Origin of the sequence: Arthrobacter sp. SLBN-53 (assembly GCF_006715585.1) — a bacterium.
GTDB lineage: Bacteria > Actinomycetota > Actinomycetes > Mycobacteriales > Mycobacteriaceae > Mycobacterium > Mycobacterium neoaurum_A.
The window spans coordinates 669,459-692,592 of record NZ_VFNN01000001.1 but is presented as its reverse complement, the minus strand read 5'-3'; the positions used below and the strand labels follow the sequence as shown (position 1 = coordinate 692,592).

General features: G+C 68.4%; 20 protein-coding genes. 12 read left to right on the top strand and 8 right to left on the bottom strand.

From position 1 onward, the window contains the following. Nucleotides 1–61: 61 nt before the first annotated feature. Together FBY28_RS03360 and FBY28_RS03355 are read right to left on the bottom strand one after the other, a co-directional pair. Nucleotides 62–1,225, bottom strand: coding sequence for a winged helix DNA-binding domain-containing protein (locus tag FBY28_RS03360; RefSeq protein ID WP_286177701.1), 1,164 nt, complete (start codon nt 1,223–1,225; stop codon nt 62–64). Nucleotides 1,226–1,231: 6 nt separating this feature from the next. Further along, on the bottom strand, nt 1,232–1,537 hold the full coding sequence (locus FBY28_RS03355) for a hypothetical protein (RefSeq protein ID WP_174241529.1): 306 nt from the start codon (nt 1,535–1,537) through the stop codon (nt 1,232–1,234). A gap of 107 nt (nt 1,538–1,644) precedes the next feature. Between FBY28_RS03355 and FBY28_RS03350 the strand changes: the two genes are divergently transcribed. The 3 genes from FBY28_RS03350 (at nt 1,645) to FBY28_RS03340 (ending at nt 5,326) form a co-directional block, all read left to right on the top strand. Continuing rightward, the gene (locus FBY28_RS03350; RefSeq protein ID WP_174241528.1) at nt 1,645–2,142 is read left to right on the top strand and encodes a lipoprotein LpqH; all 498 of its coding nucleotides are present in this window, start codon (nt 1,645–1,647) and stop codon (nt 2,140–2,142) included. A gap of 65 nt (nt 2,143–2,207) precedes the next feature. Then, nucleotides 2,208–3,920, top strand: coding sequence for a hypothetical protein (locus tag FBY28_RS03345; RefSeq protein ID WP_141864242.1), 1,713 nt, complete (start codon nt 2,208–2,210; stop codon nt 3,918–3,920). Continuing rightward, complete coding sequence (locus FBY28_RS03340; protein WP_141864240.1) at nt 3,911–5,326, top strand: CHAT domain-containing protein; 1,416 nt, start codon at nt 3,911–3,913, stop codon at nt 5,324–5,326. The genes FBY28_RS03345 and FBY28_RS03340 overlap by 10 nt, the downstream gene beginning before the upstream one ends. On the opposite strand, the gene FBY28_RS03335 is transcribed toward FBY28_RS03340, so the two are convergent. Continuing rightward, nucleotides 5,275–5,913: a hypothetical protein gene (locus FBY28_RS03335; RefSeq protein ID WP_141864238.1), complete on the bottom strand. Its 639-nt coding sequence runs from the start codon at nt 5,911–5,913 to the stop codon at nt 5,275–5,277. The genes FBY28_RS03340 and FBY28_RS03335 overlap by 52 nt on opposite strands. Nucleotides 5,914–5,980: 67 nt before the next feature. On the opposite strand from FBY28_RS03335, the gene FBY28_RS03330 reads away from it, so the two are divergent. Both FBY28_RS03330 and FBY28_RS03325 read left to right on the top strand, forming a co-directional pair. After that, the gene (locus tag FBY28_RS03330; RefSeq protein ID WP_141864235.1) at nt 5,981–7,309 is read left to right on the top strand and encodes a hypothetical protein; all 1,329 of its coding nucleotides are present in this window, start codon (nt 5,981–5,983) and stop codon (nt 7,307–7,309) included. Then, nucleotides 7,306–8,364 (top strand): hypothetical protein, encoded by a 1,059-nt coding sequence (locus tag FBY28_RS03325; RefSeq protein WP_141864233.1) that lies wholly within the window; start codon nt 7,306–7,308, stop codon nt 8,362–8,364. Before FBY28_RS03330 ends, FBY28_RS03325 begins: the two co-directional genes overlap by 4 nt. Here FBY28_RS03325 and FBY28_RS03320 read toward each other — a convergent pair. The 3 genes from FBY28_RS03320 to FBY28_RS03310 all read right to left on the bottom strand — a co-directional run bounded on the left by FBY28_RS03320 (nt 8,358) and on the right by FBY28_RS03310 (nt 13,653). Further along, complete coding sequence (locus FBY28_RS03320; protein ID WP_216847477.1) at nt 8,358–9,830, bottom strand: alpha/beta hydrolase; 1,473 nt, start codon at nt 9,828–9,830, stop codon at nt 8,358–8,360. The two genes, FBY28_RS03325 and FBY28_RS03320, sit on opposite strands and share 7 nt — an antisense overlap. A gap of 45 nt (nt 9,831–9,875) precedes the next feature. Continuing rightward, nucleotides 9,876–13,220: a bifunctional lysylphosphatidylglycerol synthetase/lysine--tRNA ligase LysX gene (gene lysX, locus FBY28_RS03315; RefSeq protein WP_141864231.1), complete on the bottom strand. Its 3,345-nt coding sequence runs from the start codon at nt 13,218–13,220 to the stop codon at nt 9,876–9,878. A 73-nt stretch (nt 13,221–13,293) separates the two neighbouring features. Further along, complete coding sequence (locus tag FBY28_RS03310) at nt 13,294–13,653, bottom strand: DUF1844 domain-containing protein (RefSeq protein WP_141864229.1); 360 nt, start codon at nt 13,651–13,653, stop codon at nt 13,294–13,296. A 241-nt stretch (nt 13,654–13,894) separates the two neighbouring features. On the opposite strand from FBY28_RS03310, the gene infC reads away from it, so the two are divergent. The 4 genes from infC to FBY28_RS03290 are packed head-to-tail and all read left to right on the top strand — an operon-like array spanning nt 13,895 to nt 15,986. Further along, a complete protein-coding gene (gene infC / locus FBY28_RS03305; protein WP_031601568.1) occupies nt 13,895–14,536 on the top strand; it encodes a translation initiation factor IF-3 in 642 nt (213 codons plus the stop codon). Nucleotides 14,537–14,559: 23 nt separating this feature from the next. Further along, a complete protein-coding gene (gene rpmI / locus FBY28_RS03300) occupies nt 14,560–14,754 on the top strand; it encodes a 50S ribosomal protein L35 (protein ID WP_019511535.1) in 195 nt (64 codons plus the stop codon). Between the two features lie 48 nt (nt 14,755–14,802). Further along, a complete protein-coding gene (rplT, locus tag FBY28_RS03295; protein WP_011560372.1) occupies nt 14,803–15,192 on the top strand; it encodes a 50S ribosomal protein L20 in 390 nt (129 codons plus the stop codon). 11 nt (nt 15,193–15,203) lie between these two features. Then, complete coding sequence (locus FBY28_RS03290) at nt 15,204–15,986, top strand: TrmH family RNA methyltransferase (protein WP_141864227.1); 783 nt, start codon at nt 15,204–15,206, stop codon at nt 15,984–15,986. Nucleotides 15,987–16,117: 131 nt separating this feature from the next. On the opposite strand, the gene FBY28_RS03285 is transcribed toward FBY28_RS03290, so the two are convergent. Both FBY28_RS03285 and FBY28_RS03280 read right to left on the bottom strand, forming a co-directional pair. Beyond that, entirely contained in the window at nt 16,118–17,356 is a 1,239-nt protein-coding gene (locus FBY28_RS03285; RefSeq protein ID WP_141864224.1) for an acyl-CoA dehydrogenase family protein, read from the bottom strand. 4 nt (nt 17,357–17,360) lie between these two features. Further along, nucleotides 17,361–18,398 carry an oxygenase MpaB family protein gene (locus FBY28_RS03280; RefSeq protein WP_141864222.1) on the bottom strand — a complete coding sequence of 346 codons (1,038 nt, stop codon included), beginning with the start codon at nt 18,396–18,398 and terminating at the stop codon, nt 17,361–17,363. A 235-nt stretch (nt 18,399–18,633) separates the two neighbouring features. Between FBY28_RS03280 and FBY28_RS03275 the strand changes: the two genes are divergently transcribed. The 3 genes from FBY28_RS03275 to pheT are packed head-to-tail and all read left to right on the top strand — an operon-like array spanning nt 18,634 to nt 23,090. Beyond that, nucleotides 18,634–19,536, top strand: a complete 903-nt coding sequence (locus FBY28_RS03275; RefSeq protein ID WP_286177698.1) for an adenylate/guanylate cyclase domain-containing protein — start codon at nt 18,634–18,636, stop codon at nt 19,534–19,536. A gap of 36 nt (nt 19,537–19,572) precedes the next feature. Next, nucleotides 19,573–20,604 carry a phenylalanine--tRNA ligase subunit alpha gene (pheS, locus tag FBY28_RS03270; RefSeq protein ID WP_174241527.1) on the top strand — a complete coding sequence of 344 codons (1,032 nt, stop codon included), beginning with the start codon at nt 19,573–19,575 and terminating at the stop codon, nt 20,602–20,604. Continuing rightward, entirely contained in the window at nt 20,604–23,090 is a 2,487-nt protein-coding gene (gene pheT / locus FBY28_RS03265) for a phenylalanine--tRNA ligase subunit beta (protein ID WP_141864218.1), read from the top strand. Before pheS ends, pheT begins: the two co-directional genes overlap by 1 nt. Nucleotides 23,091–23,134: the final 44 nt, after the last annotated feature.

Genomic DNA, 23,134 nt, shown 5'->3' with positions numbered 1-23,134 from the left:
ACTGCCGGTGGTACCACTTCTGCGGTGGCATAACCACCGGCGCCGCGGGATCGGTGGGTGGTCAGGCCTTCGTCAGCGGTGAGGGGAAGCGCGGTTTGATCCGTGCCCCGTCGAGCCATTCCGTCAGGCGATCCGCGTTGTGTTGCAATGCCTTCCGCGCATCGCGGCCGACGTCGGCGATCACCTGGACCTCCACCCGGGCGTCCTCGGTCTGACGCCAGCCGCCGATCACCCGGCCATCGACCCACGCCGTCGGGCCGGCATTGCCCCGCGTGTCGAATACCTGTGCACGTAGGTCGTTCAGATACCAGTCCCGCTCGGTCCACCCCATCGTCGTGACGTCCAGACCCGGCAGTAACGCCACCCATGGCTGCGGCGGTGGATCGATGTCCACATCGTCGGGCAACACCACTCCCGGCGAGCCGTGCAGGTCCACCTCGACCGCACCGATGTCGACGAGTGCCCGACGTACCCACCCTAGGGTGTGCCCGAACCACCACGTGATATCGGCAACGGTGGCAGGGCCGAAGTTGCGCAACCAGTTTCGCACCATGTCGGTGGCCGCGGCATCCGGTTCGGCGTTCGGGACCTCGCCGATCCAGGCAGTGGCCGAGCACCACAACGGTCGCGAAGATGTCCAGCCACCCTGGTTGTGGCCACGCATGATGTCGCCACGCACGTCGAGCACCGTCAGCACCCTCGGGGCCAGGGAAGTCTGGCCGCCCCATGGCTTTCCGGGTGCCGGATCCCAGGTCCCGGCCAGCTCGGGCAGCGCCAGCCGCAGGTCGGCCGCGCTTGTGGGACCGTTGTCATCGAGATGGCGGAGCACGGCGCGGCGGGCCCTGTCGAGCCAGGCCGATCCGTCGGCGGCGACCCCGGCCTTCTGCACATCGGCGATCAGTTTGCGGGTCTCGGTGTCGGCGACCCGGTTACTGGCGGCCACCTGCACGGCGGGCAACCGGTCGGTAGGCACCATCCACAGTGTCCGCCGCATCGCCACCTGCCGTACCAGCCGCCGGTCGTCGTAGAGCGCGGTGCTCAGGTCGTCGCGCTCGAATCCGGGCAGCCGGGCCCACAACGACAGATACGGGGTCGTCGGGTCGGTGGCATGCAGCCCGAGCAGCGCGGCCGTTACCTCATCCACGGACGCGCCGGGTCCGGCGAGGAAGTGCCGCCGACCCAGCCGGGCGCGCCGCTCGGCGACGGTGAAAACCCGCACCGCCACGCCGCGTCAGTCCTGGCCGGACTTCATCGATTCGCGGATCTGTGCCAGCCGATCCGCGGCGGCGCGCTGCCGCGCCTCGTACTGCTCGGCGACCGTCCGGCCCTCCGGTGTCTCCTCGGCCAGCTCCACCCCACCGATCGCGGTACCCAGGCGGGTCTCGATCTTCTCGCGCACCGAGTCGAAGGTCGGCACACCCGCTTCTGTGTAACCGGTGTCGGCAGGAACCGACACCGGCGGCAGCGGCGACGGATCGACCGGCACAAGGTCGACGTCGAGCGGCTCATCGGCACAAGACTGCTGCTCATCGGCCATGTCGTCACGGTACCCGCACCGAAGTTTGGGATCGGTAGCAATCGGGGGTCGATGTACTGATCCCACGTCGGCGCCACAGGGGCGACGGGCGAATGAAGGGGACACACATGACGAAGAATCGCGTTCTGGCCGCCGGCATCGGAGTGCTCGCCGCAACGACCATCCTGGTCGGCTGCTCCGATGACAAGGGCAGTGAGCCGGCCGCGTCGTCGAGCGCGGGCAACAGCACCGCGCAGGTCGCCACCGGCGGCGACACCGAGGTCAAGGTGGAGGGCCAGGACCTGGCCGGACTGGATCTGAAGTCGGTGACCTGCGTCAAGGCGGGCGGCAAGATCAACGTCGCCAGCGCCGCCGTGGGTGGCCAGCAGGGCCTCGGTGTGGTGATGACCGACGAAGCGACCCCCAAGGTCGAGTCGGTGGGCCTGGTGGTCGACGGTAACGCCCTTGCAGTTGCCGCCATGGGCGGTGCGAGCACCGGGTCGGCCGAGGTCAAGGTCGACGGCAGCACGTACGACATCACCGGTGAGGCCACGGGCGCGGACCTGAAGAACCCGATGGCCGGGATGATCACGAAGAAGTTCGAGATCAAGGTCAGCTGCAACTGACGCCGAAGAGCCGGCGGCGGACGCGCATCTGCGTCCGCCGCCCGCTGCCGTCCTATGATGACGCCGTGTCGATCACCGATGCGCTCGGCCGGGCCCGGCGGCTGGCGTGGGCATCCGACGAGTCGGCGGCCAAGGACCTGCTGCTCGCCCAGCTCCCGCTGATCGAGGACGCCGACCGCGACGATCTGGCACTGGAGGTGTTCGCCCAACTCGGTGAGATCTACCTGGTGCGTACCGCGTATGCCGGTGTCATCGAATGCATCACCCGGATCCGGGACTGCCTCGCCGCCTACCGTGCTCAGCCCGATCCGGGCGAAGAGACCGTACACATGATGTGCCGCTACGCCCGTCGTGCCGATTTCCTGCAGACCGGTATGCACGCCGCCCGGGGAGAGCATGAACAGGCCGCCGCCGTGCTGGCCACGTTGGCCGCGTCATCCGGACCCGCCGATCTGGCTGCCGAGCAACGCTTTCTGGTGTCCTGCGCCCAGATCCTGTGCGCCCAGGCGCTCGCCGACGACGATCTGCACCATATGGCCGTCCCGCTCTGGGACCAGGTGCTCGACGCTCTGGACCTCGCGGCCGATTCCGGAGGCCACCACGACCGGCTGCTGGTACTGGCCGGCATCGGATACGGCAGCTTCTGCGTACAGACCGGTCGGCTTGCCGAGGCCGAACCGTGGCTGCGCCGCGCGGGGGCCCGTGCGGCGTCGAACGGATGGGAACTCGACACCGCCAGGACACAATTGGAACGTGCGATCGGCAACTGGTCGCGCGGCGACCACACCTCGGTCGAGCAGTTGATCAACGAGGCCTACCCCGTCATCGCGCGATACGCCCGCGCCCATGATGTGTCCCGCTGTTGGTTGCACCTCGGTCTGACCAAACTCGCCGCGGGCGCCCTTGCCGATGCCGACCAATGTTGGGAGCATGCCGAGCGGCATTGGCGTGAACTCGGAAAGCCACTGCACATTCATCGGATCCTGTTGCAACGCAGTTGGATACCGATATTCTTCGGCAGGTTCGGCGCTGCGGTCGAACTCATCGCGCAGGCGCGCACCCTGCTCGACGACTGGCCGCGCAGCACCTGGCTGCAGTACGCGCGGTGTGATGACCAGCTGGGCACCGTCTGGCGTGCCGATGCGCTGGCGGACCTGGGATTCGACGGGTCCGGCGATCCGGACGACAGCTGGGACGAGGTGGAGGCCAAGCATGCCGCCTCGCTGGGTACCACGAACGCCGAGACCGACAGCCCGGGCTTCGTCCGTGCCATGGCCAAACTGGAACAGGCGGCCCTGCTCAAGGTGCCCGCCGCCCTCGCGGTGGATTCGGTGCGCCACACCATCGCCGACGCCGATGCCCGCGCACATTGGGCGGCCCGGGTGTCGGCCCCGATGTTGGCCGGTGCCTTCGCCGTGGCCTGGGAGTGGGAGAACACGGTGCTGATCGCCGAACTCATCGAATATCACAGTGCCCGAGGTAGTTTCGCCACCGCAGTCGGTCAGGAGGCCGAGGCGCCGGTGTGGGCCGGGGCGCAGGCGGTGCTGGTGGACAGTGAGCTGGAACCACCCGAGCGCGAACTGGCCGAGCTCGAACTGGCCGATGTCGCCTCCGGTTCGGTCGCCGGGGGACCGTCGCTGACCAGGCTCGGACCGCTGCCGCCGCTGCAGATGGATCCCGGCGCCGAACCCATCCTGGCTCGGTACCGGCAGCTGGCCCGCCAGCGTTACCGCCGACGCATCACCGCCGATGAACCGGCCTGGCCGACATGGGGGTGAGCGACCGGCCGGCACTGATACTGCGGTACGCCGACGTCGGGATCGCCACCTACGCCAGCCTGCGCGTCGTCGGTCACCCCGAACTGACCGCCACCTGGGTGGTCGAAGAGACCATCCTGCTGGCCGCGCTCGAGGAGATCGAGGGTGCGCTTCCGGATCCCCGCGGCTCCGAATCAACGGCCGACGCGCTGGAGCGGGCGCTGACCCGCGGCGCGTTCAACGATCCCGAGTCCGAGCTGATGCTGGCCTACCGGCTAGGGGTGCTGCTCATCGGATCCGAAGGCTGGCAGCTGCTCGACGCGTATTCCGATCGGGCCCCGGTGCTGCACATCGCGCCGAGCGCACGGTTGGGCCGCATCCCGTGGGGTGTGTTGGCCCGACCACTGTTGCGCCCCGATGCGACCGCGATGCTGCAGGCGCGCCAGGACGCCATCACCCCCGACGGCCCGCAACCCGCCGCGATTCCCTGGCCGGCCGGTGCGCTGACCGCGCTGAGCTCCGGTGCACGGCTCCTGGAGCTGGCCGACGTCGTGATGGCCGTTCCGGCCAACATCGCCCGGATCCGCCGCGTCAATCAGCCTCGACCGCAGGGAGATCCGCTGCTGCTGCTCGACCCGCGGGTGCCGGGTCAGCGGCCCGACTCCGCGCTCGGGTCGGTGTTGGGACGCCCGTCCGCCGACACCGTGCTGTCGCGGCACTACGCCGAGCTGATGCGCAACCGGACGGTGTTGCCCCGGGTCGAGTCCGCCGTCGAGTTGTTCCGTAGGACCGATACCGACCGGCACTGGCTCGCCGCAGCCCTGGCGCAGCGGCCGGGTAGGCTCGTCTTCGTCGGGCATGCCAGCGTGGGCGACAGCGCGCAGCCTGCTGACCCCGAGGCCGGTGTCGGGCACGCCGAACGCGCGGCGCTGCATCTGGCCTGCCGGTCGTCGGTCCCCGGCTATGCCGATCCGATCGGCGATCACCGACCGTTGACCGCTGCCGACCTGCTGGTCGCCGATCTGACCTTTCCGACTCGGGTCGCCCTGCTCGCCTGCGCTTCCGGCGGTGACTATCGGTTCGACGAGGCCACCGGTCTGGTGGCGGCCATGGTCCTGGGCGGCGCGGAGTTGGTGACGGCGACGCTGTGGTCGCTACCGACGAGCGCGGGGTACCGTCGCTTCACCGACGGGGCGCATCCGGATCCGATGGGCGCGGTGATCGCCGCGGTGGACACGGCCCACCAGGAGATCGCCGATTTCGATGCAGCGTGTGCGGTGAACCGTTGGCAGCGGGCACAACTGCAGCGGTGGCGGGCCGGCGACCGGCTGGCCGCCCCGGTGTACTGGGCGGCGCTGGCCACCTTCGCCGTCGGTCAGGCGGGCGGGATGCACACCGCCACCGAGGATTCGTCGTCACGCAGGTAGTAGGTATCGATCACCGCACCAGGGGAGACCCGGCGCAACGCGGTCACGGGGATCAACGCCGTCTCGTGTGCGGGGAACTGCCCGCCCTCGGGCCGGCGGACCATCAGATCGAGCACGACCTCGCAGTGATCTTCCCGGCCGGTGCCGGTCGGACGAGCGGCCGTCACCACGCCGGTTCCTCGTACCCCGCGCCGGATCAGGTCCGCCTGCGATTCGGTGACCAAACCCTTGCCGATCAGCATCCGGTCGAATGCGGCCCGGATGGCCGCCATGTCGTCGGGCAGCGAAAGATCCTCGCGCGCTTCGGGGTCGAACGCCACCAACAACACCACGCCGGGCCGGATGCCCGCTGCCACCGGGTCGTCCGGCACCAGCAGCCGCCCGGTGAACGTCCCGGCGGTCACGCTGTGCACCTCCACGGTGATGGTGTCGCTGCCCGGCGGCACGGAGGCCACCGTGCCGATACCCACAGATGTCCCCGCCGGCGCAGCAGGGCGCCGGGGGCGACTGCGGCCGGCAGCGACCAGCAGTGCCAGGCCGACGGCCATGACGATGGCGAACAGGACGAGAAGCGGGTGCGCGGACATGAGGTCCAGGTTCGCCCCGTGGCGGCGCTACCGAACCCAACTTTTCTGCCGTGCCTATCCTGATCGAGTGAGCACCGTGCCCGAGACGACGCCACGGGTCGCCGATGTCACGCCCGCGTATCCGCGGCGTGCCGTCATCGATCGCGCCTGGCGGGCGATCGGGCCCGGCGTGGAGGTGCTCAGCACCGCGGACGGCGGCCCGCTGAGTCGTACCGTCAAACGCATTCTCGATCCGCTGGTGTTGCGTTTGCGGTCCAATCCCCAGTTCTCCGCCCCGGTGGTCTCCGGCGCGGTGGCCCAGCAGATGCACCGGGCGATACTTGACCATTCCGTGGCGCTGTGCGCCGCTGCCGAATGGTTCACCGTGCTCAAGACGCACCGACGCAAGCTGCGATTGACCACCGGTAATGCCCAAGAGTTGTACTTCCCGGTGTGTTTCGAGCTTGCTGTCACCAAAGGTGCTCCAGCTCAAGGTGATTCAGATACCGCGGTGAGTGTGTTGCGTGGTCTGCACGACGACCGCGACCGTAACGCCATCGAGGTGCTCAACCGTCATATCGCCGACGAACCGACCGTCCGGGCACTGGCGGTCCAGGTGCAGCGCAGTTGGGCCGACGTGACGCCGTCGCCGGCCATCACCGGCCCGTTTCTTGCCGGGTTGGCAACGGTCCTGGGCGATGCGGTGACACATGGCGAATCTGCTGCCAGACAACGTGTCTGGGAGGCTCTTGTGTCCGATGCGACGCCTTATAATCTCGGCGCCCGGGCCCACTGTGCGGAACCCGACCTGCCGTGGTCACTGACCGCGATCGGCCTCAGCTCGACGGTGCCGCAGCCGCCGCCCCCGATCACCGGCGGTGGCGAAACCGACCGGCCGCTGGACCGCAGTGTCTCCGACCGGGTGCGGGCCACGCTGCGGCGGGCAATGGATCGTGACGAGCTTCCGGATGTGCCGCTGCTGCTCGCCGAAGAGGTCGACCGGGCGTGTGCCCCGTGGGGCCTGCTGGCCGAAGACATCCAAGCCGCGCTGGTTGCCGGCATCGAGGTGGCTGTCGAGCTGGCACCGTTGCGGGAGGCGACGATGCCGCGCTACCCATTGGCGGCCCGGATCCAGGCGCGGCTGCGCAAGGAGGCCTACGTGTTGCACGCACGTCGGCTCCTTGCCGCCGGTGAGGTGCTGCATCCGCGCCAACAGCAGGTCACCGAGGACCTTGCTGCCTTCGCCCGGCCCTACCTGAGCAGGTTGTGGGCGCGTCTGCACGGCCGGGATGTGTGGCAGGAGAGCTGCCGGGACGTCGAGGAGATGCGTGCGTTGCTGGAGGGGGTGGCCCGGTCGGTCAGCCTCGACCACCGGCAGCGCATCAAATCGATGCTGCAACTGGAGGCCACGCGATGAAGCTGGTTGCTCAGGATGGTCTCTGGACGACCGGTGGTGCGCCTGCCGAGCCGCCCGCGGTGGCGGTGCTCGAGGTCACGGGCGCCGTGTTGGCGTGGACGGTCGATGATCCCGCGGCTCCCGTTCACTTGACCTTCACCGATATCGGTGCGGCAGATTGGCTGTGGCGGGTGGTCGGTGAGTCCGGGCACGTCGCACTGGCGGCCGCCGTCGGCGACGCGGTGCCGGAGCCGTCCGCGGTCATCGATGTTCCGGGGGTGGCGCTGGCCGTCGAGGTGCTGGCCCCGCTGCGGCGGTTGGCGTTGGGGCACTGGCTGCGTCGGTGGTGGCCGGCGAGCATGCGCGACTCGATCGTCGGACTCGATGCCGTGGTGCTGGATGCGGAGATCGCGACCCTGACGGCGGCCGCCCAGGACTTCTTCGTCGAGGACACCTTCGACAGCGATGTCGAGGAGCTGCTGCGTCCCCACCGGGCCGTGCTCGCCGGCCTCGGCGGTTCGGCCGACCCCCGGATCACCGAACTGCTGCAATCCTGCGCCGAGCTGATGGATCTGCCGGATCCGGTCGATGTCCCGATACCGGGTCGACGCGATGACTACGCGTTGGCCGCCGGGGGAGCCGGCACGGTGGCGCAGGCGTCGATCGCCGGTGGGACCGCATCGATCAGTTGGGGTGCGGTGCCACCGGCGGTGTTCGACGCGGCCGAGGACACCGTCGACTGGGCGGTGCACGTCGACGGTGCGGGCCGGGTCGTCCTGACCGTGCGTGCCGCGGTCACGGCTCCCGCCGACGGCATCGCCGTGCGGTTTCGCAGCGATGGGATCACCGCCGATGCGGTGCTGGCCGCCGATGGGACCGCCACCGTCGAGTTGCCGATCGCCGAGCCTGCTGCGTGGAACCACGACTGGCGTGCCGCGTCGCTCACCGTCGGTGGTCCGGCTACCGAGGACCGCGCCGCCAGGGACCGAATTCGGGCATTCGCGCGGGGTCGGTTACGGGATGGCGCTCCCGATGCCTTCCTTGCCGAGGTGCTGGCCGCAGAGAGCGATTACTGAGCGGCCCGATGGTTGGCCACCGGCTGCACCGCCGGCACCGCCGGTGCGGTGTGCATCGGCATCGCCGGTAGCGGTGCGGGCGGAGCCGGCGGGGGTGCCGGGACCGGGGCAGCGGGTGCGGCAGGCGCCGCGGGAGCGGGGCCACCCGGGGCTGCGGCGGGTGCCGGCGCACCGGAGGGTATCGGAACCGGGGCGACCTCGGGGGTGTGCACCTTGGCCGCCAGCCACGGCAACGCCTCGGCAAGGGCCGAACCGGCGTAGGCCCAGTCGTGGTTTCCGGGTCGGGTGACGATGCCGCACTCGATGCCGTGGGCGGTACCCACATCGCACAGTGTCTTGGCGGCACCGGCCTGCGGCGGGGGCGGCGAGACACCCGCACCGTTGATCGCGAACCAGCCGGACACCCCGGAATATTGTCCGTGCCGGGTCATCACGGTGACCGGATCGAACTCGTCGTAGGCCGCGGCGTTGCCGCCGAAGAGGCGATCGATGGTCTGTTCCCGGTTGCCGGTGTTCGGCGCGATATCACCGGCGATGTCGACGAAGCTGGAGAAGTGGTCAGGGTGCATGGTGACGAGGTTCACCGCGCAGGTGCCGCCCATCGAGAAGCCGGCCACGCCCCAGTTCGCCGGGTCGGCGCTCACCCCGAACTTCGAGATCACAAACGGCACAACATCCTTGGTGAGGTGGTCGGCGACGTTTCCGCGGACACCGTTCACACATTCGGTGTCGTTGCTGAACGCGCCGGCCACATCGGCGAACACCAGCACCGGAGCGTTCCCGTGGTGCTGGGCGGCGAAGTTGTCGGCGGTCTGCACCGCCGCGCCGGCCCGTGCCCAGTCTTCGGGCGTGTTCAGCTCGCCGCCGATCATCATCACCGCGGGCAGCCGCGGTGGCGGATTCGAGGCGAACCAGGCCGGCGGTAGATAGACCAGTTCACCGCGGTGTTTGAAACCAGAGTTCGCATTGCCGGTGTCCACGGCGATCAGGGATCCCTTGGGCGGCAGGGAATGTCCGATGTGGTACGCGGTCAGCGTGGCCAGGTCGGTCTGGTCGGGCAGGGGTTCGTCGGTCAGTTGGCCCCAGGCCGAACCGACGGTGGGGAAGTAGCCCGTCCAGACGTTGACGGCCAATGCCACACAGACGGCGCAGAGCGGAACGGCGCTGAACATCGCGGCCCGGCGCAGGAATCGGGCGCCGCGCCAGCCGGCAAGCAGTGCGCAGCAGGCGAATCCGGTTGTCCCCACCCAGATCCACAGTGCCGGTGGCGCGGGTTCGTCGGCAAGGCCTTGGCTGTTGATGTACCAGTTGGTCGCGAGGATCGCGGCGAGGCCGACTGCGGCCGCGGCGATCAGTACGCGCGGGCGCTGCTTGCGGAGTGCGATCAACACGATGGTGCCGGTGACGATTTGGATCGTCGTCGGCACCGAACCGTGGGTGAGCGACATCAGCGTCGGATGGGTCACGCCTCCTATGTTGACGGGCTTGGCTGGAAAGTAGCTGTGAACCCCTCAGCGCGGCTTGGCAAGCGGGAACGGCAAGGTCTCCCGAATGCTGCGCCCGGTGATCAGCATCACCACCCGGTCGACACCCACACCGAGGCCGCCGGTCGGTGGCATCGCGTATTCGAGCGCTTGCAGGAAGTCCTCGTCGAGTTCCATCGCCTCGGGATCTCCGCCGGCGGCCAACAGCGACTGCTCCTGCAGGCGGCGCCGCTGCTCGACCGGGTCGGTGAGTTCGCTGTAGGCGGTGCCCAACTCGACCCCCCAGGCAACCAGGTCCCACCGTTCGGCCACCCCGGGGATGCTGCGGTGCGGCCGGGTCAGCGGTGACACCGAGGTGGGGAAGTCCTTGTAGAACGTCGGGTGCTCGGTCTGACCTTCGACCAGTCGTTCGTAGAGTTCCAGCACCACCGCACCGGCATCCCAGTGCGTCAGGTACGGCACCCCGGCGCCATCGCACAACCGACGCAGCGTCTGCAGGTCGGTGTCGGGGCCGATCTCGGTGCCGAGCGCCTCGGACACCGCACCGTGCACCGTCTTGACCGGCCAGTCCCCGGAGATGTCGACCGCCTCCAACGCACCGTCGGCGCCGGGGCGCAGCACCACCTGCGACCCGTTGGCGGCCTGCGCGGCGTTCTGGATCAGTTCACGGCAACCATGCATCCAGACGTTGTAATCGGCATGCGCCTGGTAGGCCTCCAGCAGTGTGAACTCGGGATTGTGGCTGAAGTCCACCCCCTCGTTACGGAACGCGCGACCCAACTCGAAGACGCGCTCCACACCACCCACGCACAGCCGCTTGAGGTACAACTCGGGCGCGATCCGCAGGTACAGGTCCAGATCGTAGGCATTGATATGGGTGATGAACGGGCGGGCGTTCGCGCCGCCGTGGATCTGCTGCAGGATCGGTGTCTCCACCTCGAGAAAGCCCTTGCCGACCAACGTCTCCCGGATGGCATGCAGGATCCGGCTGCGCGCGGTGATCAGATCCCGCGCATCGGTGTTGATGGCCAGGTCCACGTAGCGGGTGCGTACCCGGGCCTCCGGGTCGGTCAGACCCTTCCACTTGTCGGGCAGGGGGCGCAGGCATTTGCCGATCAGTCGCCATCGGGTCACCAACAGCGACGGTGTCCCGTTGCGGCTGTGCCCCATGGTTCCGGTGACCTCGATCAGATCGCCGAGGTCGATCGCCGCGGTGAAATCGGCGTTGCGCCCCTGGATCAGTCGCGAATCGTCGAGTAGCAATTGCACTTCGGCCGACCAGTCCCGAAGCTGGACGAACAGCACCCCGCCGTAGTCGCGTAACCGCAGGATCCGCCCAGCCACCGTGACGGTCTCGTCGGGAGCCGTGGTCGCCAACGCCTGGGCCACCGTGTGGCTGGGCGCCTCGCCGACCGGGTAGGCATCGATCCCGCTGTCCTGCAGGGACTTCAGCTTCGCCATCCGGACCCGGACCTGCTCGGGCAACCGGTTCTCCCGCCCGCCGGGCAGGTCGTCGGCCAATGGGCTCGCATCGGGCGCACTGCCGTCTTCGTGCAGGACGCCGCTGTCCACCAGGGCTTTCGGCGCGGCGACATGTTCGCCGGTGTGTTCCTTGCGCCGTGAGAACGGCAGGACCAAAAAGCCCTCCGCGATCACCGAGGCCACTCCGACTCGCGGGATCTCGCGGGTCTCCTCGTAACAGGCGTACCGCGGTACCCACTCCGGCTGGTACTTCATGTTGGACCGGTACAGCGTCTCCAGCTGCCACCAGCGGGAGAAGAACACCAGCAGCGCGCGCCAGAGCCGGGCCACCGGCCCGGCACCGAGCTGGGCACCCTGCTCGAACGCGGACCGGAACATCGCGAAGTTCAGTGAGATCCGGGTGACCCCCAGGTCCTCTGCCTGCAGGCACAGTTCGCTGACCATCAGCTCGATGGTGCCGTTGGGTGACTGAGGTGAACGGCGCATGACGTCCAGGGACGCGCCGTTGGCGCCCCAGGGCACCAACGACAGCATGGCAACGACCTGATCCTCGGAGCCGTCCGCCGCGCCCTCGGATACCGCCTCGACCAGCAGGCAGTCACCGTCGGCCGGATCGCCGAGCCGCCCGAGCGCCATCGAGAAGCCGCGCTCGGTTTCGGTGTCCCGCCATTCATCGGCCCTGGCGATCACCATGGCCATCGCGTCGGCGGTGAGATCGCGGTGCCTGCGGATGCGTACCGTCAGCCCGGCCCGGCGCGCGCGAGTGACCGCCTGGCGCACGGGTTTCATGTCCGGCCCCGAGAGTTTGAACCGGTCGGGGTACAGGATCGCTTCGTCGCCGAGTTCCACGGCGTTGAGTCCGGCCTCGCGGAACGCCTGGGCGGCGGTGGCGCTGGCACCCATCACGCCGGGTGCCCACCCGTAGGACTCGCACAGCTTGAGCCAGGCCGCGATGGCCGCGGGCCAGGCCCGCGGATCGCCCACCGGGTCACCGCTGGCCAGACAGACCCCGACCTCCACGCGGTAGGTGATGGCGGCCCGGCCGTTTGGCGCGAAGACCACCGACTTGTCGCGCCGTGTGGCGAAGTATCCGAGCGAGTCGTTCTTGCCGTACAGCTCGAGCAGGCCACGGATGGCGGACTCGTCTTCACCGGTCAGCGCATTGGTCGCCCGCTGAGAGCGGAACAGCACGATGGCCGCGACCATCAGTGCCAGCGCGCCGAAGAGGCCGAGCAGTGCCCGCACGAGAACGCCGGGGTGCTGACCGTCGAAGACCTCGGCGTCGACTCCCGAGAATGCGACCACCCGGTTGGCGGCGTAGCCGAGCCGGTAGTCGGGCTCCAGTGAACCGGGGAACAGTTCGAGCAGGCCCCAGCCGATCAGGATGCCCACCGCCATCCCGGCCACCAGCGTGCCCACCGCCTTGATCAGCGCACCGCGCCGGACCTTGGCCCAGAACTCATGACGCGCCAGCGCCAGGAAGCCGATCGCTGCCAGGTGGAACACCAGGCCGACGATCTCGCCGATGTCCTCCATGACCGTCTCGTCGCCGGTCACCAGGTCGGCGACGTTCAGTGCCGCGGCACTGACCATGTAGAGCACCAGGATCCACCACGCGATGCTCTTGCGGGCGGCCAGCGCAGCGGCCAGCAACGCCAACACGAATGCCCACGCGAAGCTGGTGTCGGGAAAGTTGAAGATGTAGTCGTTGACGAACTCGCGTGGTATCCGGATGACCGCGCGGACGAATGGCGAGATGCTCGCCACCAACGACAGCGTGGCGATGACCCCGACGATCCAGCCCGCGGCGGTGGGCACCCAGGCGAAACCCGATGGCCGGCGGGGTGTCGCCGCAGGATTGGGCGAGGGCACAGCTGAGGTGGCCGTCATGGGCGCGAGAATATGCGCTAACCGGACGGGACGGGTGATTCTGGGGGCGCCGGGTGGTGTGTCGAGGCCGGGATCACCAGACCGGGCCGGTGTACTTCTCTCCTGGACCGTGTCCCGGCTCCTCGGGTGCGGCGCTGGCCTCGCGGAACGCCAGTTGCAGGCTCTTGAGGCCGTCGCGCAGGGGGCCGGCGTGCAGCCCGAGGAACTCCGCCGAGGCCGTCACCAGGCCCGCCAGTGCGGTGATCAGACGGCGGGCTTCGTCGAGGTCGCGGTGCGGGCTTTCGTCGGGGTCTTCAGACCCCAGACCCAGCTTTTCGGCGGCCGCGCTCATCAACATGACGGCCGAACGGGTGATCACCTCGACGGCCGGGATTTCCGCGAGCTCTCTCACCTGCGGGTCTTCGGCGGACTGGGTTTTCTGATCGTCGGTCATGCCTGATAGAGTGGCACGATCGACCGTCCCGGCGAACGCCAGGGACAGTAAGTGGAGTCCCGCTCCCACCGCTGACCACACCGGTCCAGCGGTCCGGTCACAGGCATCTGCGGATGTCCTGTTCTGCGTCTACGCAGACGGCGAGAGCCGTGATCGGTCGGCATCGGGCCCTGCTATATGCAGGGCCTTTCTGCTGATGGCGTGGTGTTCTTCCGCTACTGACCCGGTATTCCACACGGTCGTGGCACGAGAAGACAACGTAGGAGGCCCCATCAGCACTGAGACCCGCATCAACGAGCGTATCCGCGTACCTGAAGTCCGCCTGATCGGACCCAATGGCGAACAGGTCGGCATTGTTCGCATCGAAGATGCCCTCCGCGTCGCCGTCGACGCCGATCTCGACCTTGTCGAAGTAGCCCCGGACGCCAAGCCTCCGGTGTGCAAGATCATGGACTACGGCAAGTTCAAATATGAGACGGCCCTCAAGGAACGCGAGTCTCGCAAGAACCAGCAACAGACCGTCGTCAAGGAACAGAAGCTGCGGCCGAAGATCGACGACCACGACTACGAGACGAAGAAGGGCCACGTGGTCCGCTTCCTCGAAGCCGGGTCGAAGGTCAAGGTCACCATCATGTTCCGTGGTCGCGAGCAGTCCCGGCCCGAGTTGGGCTACCGACTGTTGCAGCGCCTGGGCGCCGACGTGGCCGACTACGGCTTCGTCGAGACCTCGGCCAAGCAGGATGGCCGCAACATGACGATGGTGCTGGCGCCGCACCGCGGTGCGAAGACTCGCGCCAAGGCGGCCCACGATGCCGATATGCCGACGCGCCGCCCAGCTGCTGAGGCGCCCCCCGCCGATACCGCAGAGCCCACGCAGAACTGATCCACCACACGAACTGAGGACACATGCCCAAGGCAAAGACCCACAGCGGCGCATCCAAGCGCTTCCGCGTCACCGGAAGCGGCAAGGTTGTCCGCCAGAAGGCCGGTAAGCGCCACCTGCTCGAGCACAAGCCGAGCAAGCAGACCCGTCGCCTCGACGGCCGCACCGTGGTGGCCGCCAACGACACCAAGCGCGTCAAGAAGCTGCTGAACGGTTAATACCGCTTCACCGACCAACTTTCACCCCGTAAGACAAGGAACACTCTCATGGCACGCGTGAAGCGCGCAGTCAACGCTCAGAAGAAGCGGCGCACAGTACTCAAGGCGTCCAAGGGCTATCGCGGACAGCGTTCGCGGCTCTACCGCAAGGCAAAGGAGCAGCAGCTCCACTCGCTCACCTACGCCTACCGCGACCGCCGTGCGCGCAAGGGTGAGTTCCGCAAGCTGTGGATCTCGCGTATCAACGCCGCGGCCCGCGCCAACGACATCACCTACAACCGCCTGATCCAGGGCCTCAAGGCCGCGGGCGTCGAGGTGGACCGCAAGAACCTGGCCGAGATCGCCGTCAGCGACGCGGCCGCGTTCACCGCTCTGGTCGAGGTCGCCAAGGCGGCCCTGCCCGAGGATGTCAACGCGCCGTCGGGCGAAGCCGCCTGAGACACCGCTGAATGAGTGGCTTCTCCACGCCGCTCACCGAGCGCGCAGACCGGGTAGCGGCAGCGATCAAGCTGCAGCGACCTGTCGAACGTCGCCGCGCCGCACGCTTTCTCGCCGAGGGACCCAACCTCGTCGAGGCGGCGTTGCGGCGCGGAGTCGTTTCCGAGGTGTTCGTCACCGAGGACGCGGCGGTTCGCTTCGCGTCTCTGCTGGGCGACGCGCCGACCCACATCGTGACCGACAAGGCCGCAAAGGCGCTGTCGGACACCGTGACCCCCGTCGGATTGGTGGCGGTCTGCCACATTCCCGAGGTGTCACTGACCGACCTGCTCGCCGGGTCTCCGCGCCTGGTGGCGGTCGCCGTGGAAACCTCGGATCCGGGTAACGCAGGCACCTTGATCCGCCTTGCCGACGCGATGGGCGCCGACGCGCTGATCCTGGCAGGCAACAGCGTCGACCCGTACAACGCGAAATGCCTACGCGCATCGGCGGGCAGCATCTTCTCGGTGCCGGTGGTGTCCGCGGACGACACACTGGCGTTGATATCGGATCTGGTCTACGCCGGCCTGGTGGTGATGGCCACGACGCTGGACGGCGAGTCCTCGCTGGCGACCCTGGACCTCGACGTGCCGACGGCGTGGCTGTTCGGCTCGGAAGCCCACGGACTGCCCGGCGAGGTGGCTGCTGCGGCCGATGTCCGGGTGCAGATCCCGATGAAGGGCGGCGCAGAGAGCCTCAATGTGGCTGCCGCCGCGGCGATCTGCCTCTATGAGAGCTCGCGGGCGCTGTCCTGACTACCTGAGTTCAGCCATGACGGACCGGGTACCGGTCGTACTGCACTGGTGTAGGTCGGACGGCCCAGATGTCTACCTGATTTCAGTCTCGATGGCGCGAGTCGCGTCAGCGCTGAGGGTTTCTACCCATTTCAGGCGAGCAGCCCCTTGGCCACATGGGTGATCTGCACCTCGTTGGACCCCGCGTAGATCATCAGCGACTTCGCATCGCGGGCCAGCTGCTCGACCCGGTACTCGGTCATGTATCCGTTGCCGCCGAACAGCTGGATGGCCTCCATGGCGACGTCGGTGGCGGCCTGCGAGCAATACCATTTGATGGCCGAGGCTTCGGCCAGCGAAATGGGGGAGCCCTTCTGGGCGGACTCGATGACCCGGAACAGCATGTTGCGCACGTTCATCCGGGCCACTTCCATGTTGGCCAGCTTGAGTTGGATCAACTGGAACTGGCCGATCTCCTTGCCCCACAGCACCCGCGTCTTCGCATAATCGATCGACAGCCGCAGACACTCCTCGATCACCCCGAGCGCCATCGCCGCCACACCGATCCGCTCGGCGGAAAAATTCGACCGCGCGCTGTCCCTGCCGTCACCGGCGGCGCTGTTCTCGGTCTCGCCGAGGAGCCGATCCTGGCCCAAGCGCACGTTGTTGAAGAACAACTCACCGGTGCGTGAGGAGTGAATGCCCATCTTCTGGAACGGTTTCGATTGCACGAAACCCTCCATGCCGCGGTCCAGTACGAAGGTGAGGACCTTACGGTCGCGCCGGTCCGTCCCGTCGCCTTCGTCGAGCTTGGCGTACACCACCACCACATCGGCGTCGGGGCCATTGGTGATGAACGTCTTCTGCCCGTTGAGGATGTAGTCCTCACCGTCGCGCACGACATAGGACTTCATGCCGCCGAAAGCGTCGGAACCCGAATCCGGCTCGGTGATCGCCCACGCGCCGATCTTCTCGTAGGTGACCAACCCGGGCAGCCAGCGTTCCTGCTGGGCCAGGGTGCCGCGACTCTGGATGGTCGGCACCGTCAGACCCAGGCTGACGCCGAGCCCGGTGACCAGGCCCATCGACACCCGGCAGAGCTCACTGATCAGCACAAAACCCATGCCTGCCTGGTCGGGTCCGCCGCCGAACATGCCGCCGGAGGATCTCGACTGGCCGCCGGAGCTGCCATCGCGGAGCCGGGAGAGCCTGCGCTCCAAGGATTCTCGTGCCATCACGTCGATACCGAAGGCGGCGAACAGCTTGCGGATGATGGGATAGGGCTCCATATCGCCGCTCTCCAGCGCGTCGATGTTGGGCCGTATCTCCTTGTCGACGAATTCGCGCACCGCATCGCGCACGGCGATGTCGACATCAGACCATTCCAGCATCGAGTCAGGCAGCCTTCCGTTTGGCGGCCGGACGCAACCCGGCCAGTGAGAATGTGGTGTGCAGTAGAGAGCCCGCACGATCGAGCAGCGACTTGTGCGGGGGCTGGTAGTGCATCGACAGACCGCGACGGTCGGACGGGGGAGCCATGAAGCCCGGCGCCTCAACCAGCGGGGCGTCGGCGGCTATGCGTCCGGCGGCCCGCCGGTAGGCCGACACCGCCCGCGGATGCAATCGGATCTCGTCGGGGACCGCCACGAACGCGAGTTCGACGGCCTTGCCGAGCAGCCGAAGGATGATCTCGTCGCCCGCGGTCCAGTGCATCCCGGCCTTCTCGCGCAGGGCAGGATCGAACACCCCGGCGGCCACCCACCGTTGGGCGCCGACGAGCGGTCGGAAGATCTGGTCCCACACCGGGGTCGGCACCAGCACGAACCAGGGTTTGGGGATCCGGATCGAGAAGATGTCGAGGGTGGCCTTGTTGATCTCCAGTTCCTCGCTGCACGTGTGGTCCCAGTACCGGCAGAACTCCTCCCAGGAGCCGGGCACGGGACGCATGCTCATGCCGTACATCCGGTACCACTGCACATGCTCGTCGAAGAGCTGGTGCTTCTCGGCCTCGGTGAGTCCTCCGCAGAAATACTCGGCCGTCTTGATGATCAGCATGAAGAATGTGGCGTGCGCCCAGTAGAAGGTCTCCGGATTCAGGGCGTGATAGCGCCGCCCCTGCCCGTCCACTCCTTTGATGTCGTGGTGAAAACTCTTGATCTGCGCGCCGGTGTCCGCCGCGCGGTCGCCGTCGTAGACGACGCCCATGATGGGGTACACGGATCGGGCGACCCGCTGCAACGGCTCACGCAGCAGGATCGAATGATCCTCCACGCCCGCGCCCAGCTCGGGGTACATGTTCTGGATCGCGCCGATCCACACGCCGAGCAGCCCGGTGCGCAGGTCGCCGAAATACCTCCAGGTCAACGAGTCGGGGCCGAGTGGTATCGGCTTGGGGACAGCGGTCCGGTCGGTGCCGGCGGATGCAGCGGTCATGGGCGTCCTCGTCGAGCCTCGAAAACCACGGGTGTCCGGCCACGATATGCCTGACAACACCCGTTGTCTATGGTGCCGCATGCGGCTGCGGGGTGTCGTTACCGGTCGGCGATACCGTTGCCACACCGCCGTGACCAGGACCTTCCCTGCCCGCGGCGCGATGTGAGCAAGGATGTGAGCAAGGTCGTCGCGCAACGTCGTTGCCGGTACCGGCGGTGCCACCTAGGGTTGCGCTGTGGCCGCCGAATCGTTCGAGGAACGATCCGCGCACGCCCCGGCGGTGCCGCCGCCGGAGACGCCGCGCCCGGCCGGTCCCTTCGGATGGCTGTCGGCCACCAACCACAACCCCGGTGTCGTGGCGATGATCAGGCGTGCGCGGCGCGCCTTACCCGGCGATCCGGAGTTCGGCGACCCGCTGTCGGCAGCCGGGGAGGGCGGCCCGCGTGCCGCAGCCCGGGCCGCGGACCGACTACTCGAGCGCGAGGCCGTCTCCCGGGAGATCAGCCTCGGCGCCCTGCAGGTCTGGCAGGCGCTCACCGAACGTGTCTCGGGCAAACCGGCCAATCGGGAGATGACGCTGGTCTTCACCGATCTGGTCGGCTTCTCGGCGTGGTCATTGCGCTCCGGCGACGACGCCACGCTGCGACTGTTGCGCCGCGTCGCACAGGTCACCGAGCCGCCGCTGTTGGCCCAGGGCGGACACATCGTCAAACGCATGGGCGACGGTGCGATGGTCGTGTTCACCGATCCCGCCACCGCCGTCCGCGCGGTACTGGCCGCGCTCGACGCGGTGCAGTCCGTCGAGGTCGATGGGTACACACCGCGCATGCGGGCCGGCATACACACCGGGCACCCACAGCGCATCGGGTCCGACTGGTTGGGTGTTGACGTGAACATCGCCGCACGGGTGATGGAGCGGGCCACCCGCGGCGGACTCGTCATCTCGCACACCACCCTTGACGCGGTCGGTGGCGCGGACGCGTTGGCCGCGTTCGGGGTCTCGGTCAAACGAGTGCGCAAGCAGTTGTTCGCCACCAAGCCCAGCGGGGTTCCCGAGGATCTGGTCATGTACTGGGTCAAACCGCTGGCCAAGCCCGCCGCCCCCGGCACCGCCGGTGACGGCCCCGAGGGTGCGTGACGTCGCTCTCAACAGGGCATCACCTATGATCGCCGGGTGACGGAGCTCTCAGAAGATGCCCTGATCAGCGCAGTTACCGCGGCCCGGCAGGCCTTCGACGCCGCCGCGGACCTGGAAGCGCTGGCCAGGGCGAAGACCGAACATCTCGGGGATCGTTCCCCGATCGCCGTGGCCCGTCAGGCGCTGGGCACCCTGCCCAAGACCGAACGCGCCGACGCGGGCAAGCGGGTCAACATCGCGCGCACCGAGGCGCAGCAGAGCTTCGACGAGCGGCTCGCCGCATTGCGTGCCGAGCGCGATGCCGCGGTGCTCGTCGCCGAACGTATCGACGTGACGTTGCCGTCGACGCGACGCCCGGTCGGGGCGCGCCACCCCATCACGCTGCTCACCGAGCGGATCGCCGACACCTTCGTGGCGATGGGCTGGGAGCTGGCCGAGGGCCCGGAGGTCGAGACCGAGCAGTTCAACTTCGACGCGCTGAACTTCCCGCCCGACCACCCGGCCCGCAGCGAGCAGGACACCTTCCAGATCGCCCCCGAGGGATCACGGCAGGTGCTGCGCACGCACACCTCACCGGTGCAGATTCGTGCGCTCCTGGAACGCGAACTGCCGGTCTACATCATCTCGCTGGGGCGGACGTTTCGCACCGACGAACTCGACGCCACCCACACCCCGGTCTTCCATCAGGTCGAGGGTCTGGCCGTCGACAAGGGCCTGACCATGGCCAACCTGCGTGGCACCCTGGACGCGCTGGCCCGCGCCGAATTCGGCCCGGCCGGCCGGACCCGGTTCCGGCCGCATTTCTTCCCGTTCACCGAGCCGTCGGCCGAGGTGGACGTGTGGTTCGAGAACAAGAAGGGCGGCCCGGGCTGGGTCGAGTGGGGTGGCTGCGGCATGGTGAACCCGAACGTGTTGCGCGCCTGCGGTATCGACCCGGCCGAATATTCCGGCTTCGCTTTCGGCATGGGATTGGAGCGAACTCTGCAGTTCCGCAACGGTATTCCGGACATGCGTGACATGGTCGAGGGTGACGTGCGCTTTTCGCTGCCGTTCGGAGTGGGTGCCTGATGCGCGTTCCCTACAGCTGGCTGCGCGATACCGTCCGGCTCGGCAACCCCGGCTGGGACGTCTCTGTCGAGGAACTCGAACAGATCCTCATCCGGATCGGCCACGAGGTGGAGGAGATCATCCCGGTCGGACCGGTCACCGGACCGCTGACCGTGGGCCGCGTCGCCGAGATCGAGGAACTCACCGAGTTCAAGAAGCCCATCCGCGCCTGCAAGGTCGATGTCGGCGAAGTGGAACATCGCGATATCGTCTGTGGTGCAAGGAATTTCGCCGTCGGTGATCTGGTGGTCGTCGCGCTGCCCGGCACGGTGCTGCCCGGCGATTTCGCGATCGCCAAGCGCAAGACCTACGGCCGCACATCCGACGGCATGATCTGTTCGGCCTCGGAGCTGAACCTCGGTGGTGACCACTCCGGGATCATGGTGCTGCCCGCAGGAACCGCCGAGCCCGGCGCGTCGGCCATCGAGGTCGTCGGTCTCGACGATGTGGTGTTCCATCTGGCGATCACCCCGGACCGGGGTTACTGCCTGTCCATGCGTGGCCTGGCTCGCGATATCGCGTGCGCCGCCGACCTGGAATTCGTCGACCCGGCCGATGTACCGCCGCTGCCCGCACAGGGCGAGGCATGGCCGCTGACCATCCAACCGGGAACCGGTGTGCAGCGCTTCGGACTGCGCCCGGTCACCGGTATCGATCCGGCGGCGGTATCACCCTGGTGGCTGCAGCGTCGGCTGCTGCTCTCCGGTATCCGGGCCATCTCACCGGCCGTGGACGTGACCAACTACGTGATGCTCGAACTCGGCCACCCGATGCACGCCCATGACCGGTCGTTGATCACCGGCGGCTTCGACGTCCGGTTCGCCGCGGCGGGGGAGCAGGTCACCACGCTCGATGATGTCACCCGCACGCTCAACGACACCGATGTACTGATCGTCGACGATGTCGCGACCGCCGCGATCGGCGGGGTGATGGGCGCGGGCACCACCGAGGTGCGGTCGTCGACCACCGATGTTCTGTTGGAGGCTGCCGTATGGGATCCGGCCGCGGTGTCGCGCACCCAGCGCCGGCTCCGTCTGGTCAGCGAGGCAGGCCGGCGCTACGAGCGCACGGTCGACCCGGCCATCTCGGTGGCCGCACTGGACCGCTGCGCCACGCTGCTCGCCGAGATCGCCGGCGGGACCGTCGATCCGACGCTGACCGACTGGCGTGGCGACCCGCCGCGTAACGACTGGTCACCGGCTCCGGTGAGGATGGCCGCCGACCTGCCCGACCGGGTCGCCGGGGTGACATATCCCGCGGGGGTGGCTGTGCGCCGGCTCACCCAGATCGGCGCGCAGGTGAGTGAGGCCGACGGCACCATCACCGCTACACCGCCGAGCTGGCGGCCCGATCTGCGCGAGCCTGCCGATCTGGTCGAGGAGGTGCTGCGCCTGGAGGGGCTGGATGTCATCCCCTCGGTGCTGCCGCTGGCCCCGCCAGGGCGGGGTCTCACCCCGGTGCAGCGCCGTCGCCGAGCCGTCGGCAAGTCGTTGGCGCTGGAGGGTTTCGTCGAGGTGCTGCCGACACCGTTCCTGCCGACGGGGGTGTTCGATGCCTGGGGCCTCGATGCCGACGATCCCCGGCGATCGGTGGTCACACTGCTCAACCCGCTGGAGGCCGACCGGCCCCAGCTGGCCAGCACGCTGCTCCCGGGTCTGCTGGAGGCGTTGACGCGCAATGTCTCCCGTGGTGCCGTGGACACCTCGTTGTTCGCGATCTCGCATGTCGCCGTGCAGACGGTCGAGACCCGTGCGGTGCAACGGATCCCCACCGACCGCAGGCCCACCGACGAGGAGATCGCCGGGCTGGACCGCTCGCTTCCCCGCCAGCCCGAGCATGTGGGCATCGTGATGGCCGGGCTGCGTGAACCGGCCGGGCCGTGGGGCCCGGGCCGCAAGGTCGAGGCCGCCGACGCCTTCGAGGCGGTACGGGCCATCGGTCGGGCGGTGGGGGTCGAGCTGACGCTGCGTTCCGACGCGCGGCTGCCCTGGCACCCGGGGCGGTGTGCGGCGGTGCTCGTCGGAGACGTGGTCGTCGGTCACGCCGGGCAGTTGCATCCGGCCGTCATCGAGCGGGTGGGATTGCCGGCGGGTACGTGCGCGGTCGAGATCGATCTCGACGGCATCCCGATCGTCGAACGGCTGCCCGCGCCCTCGGTGTCCCCGTTCCCGGCCGTCTTCCAGGACATCAGCCTCATCGTCGCCGACGAGGTGGCCGCGCAGTCGGTGATCGACGCCGTCCGCGGCGGCGCCGGTGCGCTGTTGGAGGATGTCCGGTTGTTCGACGTCTACACCGGCCCGCAGATCGGGGAGGGGCGAAAGTCGCTGACCCTGGCGCTGCGGTTCCGGGCCGCGGACCGGACGTTGACCGAGGACGAGGCCAGCGCCGCAAGGGATGCCGCGGTCGCCGCCGCGGCCGAGCGGGTCGGCGCGGTCCAGCGCGCCTGACACGCGCGGACACACGCTGTAATGAGTTTGCATTCGCCTGCATA

Excerpts from the sequence above, each read along its gene's own strand:
- rplT (WP_011560372.1), top strand. The coding sequence starts at position 14,803 with ATGGCACGCGTGAAGCGCGCAGTCAACGCTCAGAAGAAGCGGCGCACA.
- FBY28_RS03325 (WP_141864233.1), top strand. The coding sequence starts at position 7,306 with ATGAAGCTGGTTGCTCAGGATGGTCTCTGGACGACCGGTGGTGCGCCT.
- FBY28_RS03335 (WP_141864238.1), bottom strand. The coding sequence starts at position 5,913 with ATGTCCGCGCACCCGCTTCTCGTCCTGTTCGCCATCGTCATGGCCGTC.
- FBY28_RS03350 (WP_174241528.1), top strand. The coding sequence starts at position 1,645 with ATGACGAAGAATCGCGTTCTGGCCGCCGGCATCGGAGTGCTCGCCGCA.
- FBY28_RS03280 (WP_141864222.1), bottom strand. The coding sequence starts at position 18,398 with ATGACCGCTGCATCCGCCGGCACCGACCGGACCGCTGTCCCCAAGCCG.
- FBY28_RS03355 (WP_174241529.1), bottom strand. The coding sequence starts at position 1,537 with ATGGCCGATGAGCAGCAGTCTTGTGCCGATGAGCCGCTCGACGTCGAC.
- FBY28_RS03285 (WP_141864224.1), bottom strand. The coding sequence starts at position 17,356 with ATGCTGGAATGGTCTGATGTCGACATCGCCGTGCGCGATGCGGTGCGC.
- lysX (WP_141864231.1), bottom strand. The coding sequence starts at position 13,220 with ATGACGGCCACCTCAGCTGTGCCCTCGCCCAATCCTGCGGCGACACCC.
- FBY28_RS03310 (WP_141864229.1), bottom strand. The coding sequence starts at position 13,653 with ATGACCGACGATCAGAAAACCCAGTCCGCCGAAGACCCGCAGGTGAGA.
- FBY28_RS03290 (WP_141864227.1), top strand. The coding sequence starts at position 15,204 with ATGAGTGGCTTCTCCACGCCGCTCACCGAGCGCGCAGACCGGGTAGCG.
- FBY28_RS03340 (WP_141864240.1), top strand. The coding sequence starts at position 3,911 with ATGGGGGTGAGCGACCGGCCGGCACTGATACTGCGGTACGCCGACGTC.
- pheT (WP_141864218.1), top strand. The coding sequence starts at position 20,604 with ATGCGCGTTCCCTACAGCTGGCTGCGCGATACCGTCCGGCTCGGCAAC.
- rpmI (WP_019511535.1), top strand. The coding sequence starts at position 14,560 with ATGCCCAAGGCAAAGACCCACAGCGGCGCATCCAAGCGCTTCCGCGTC.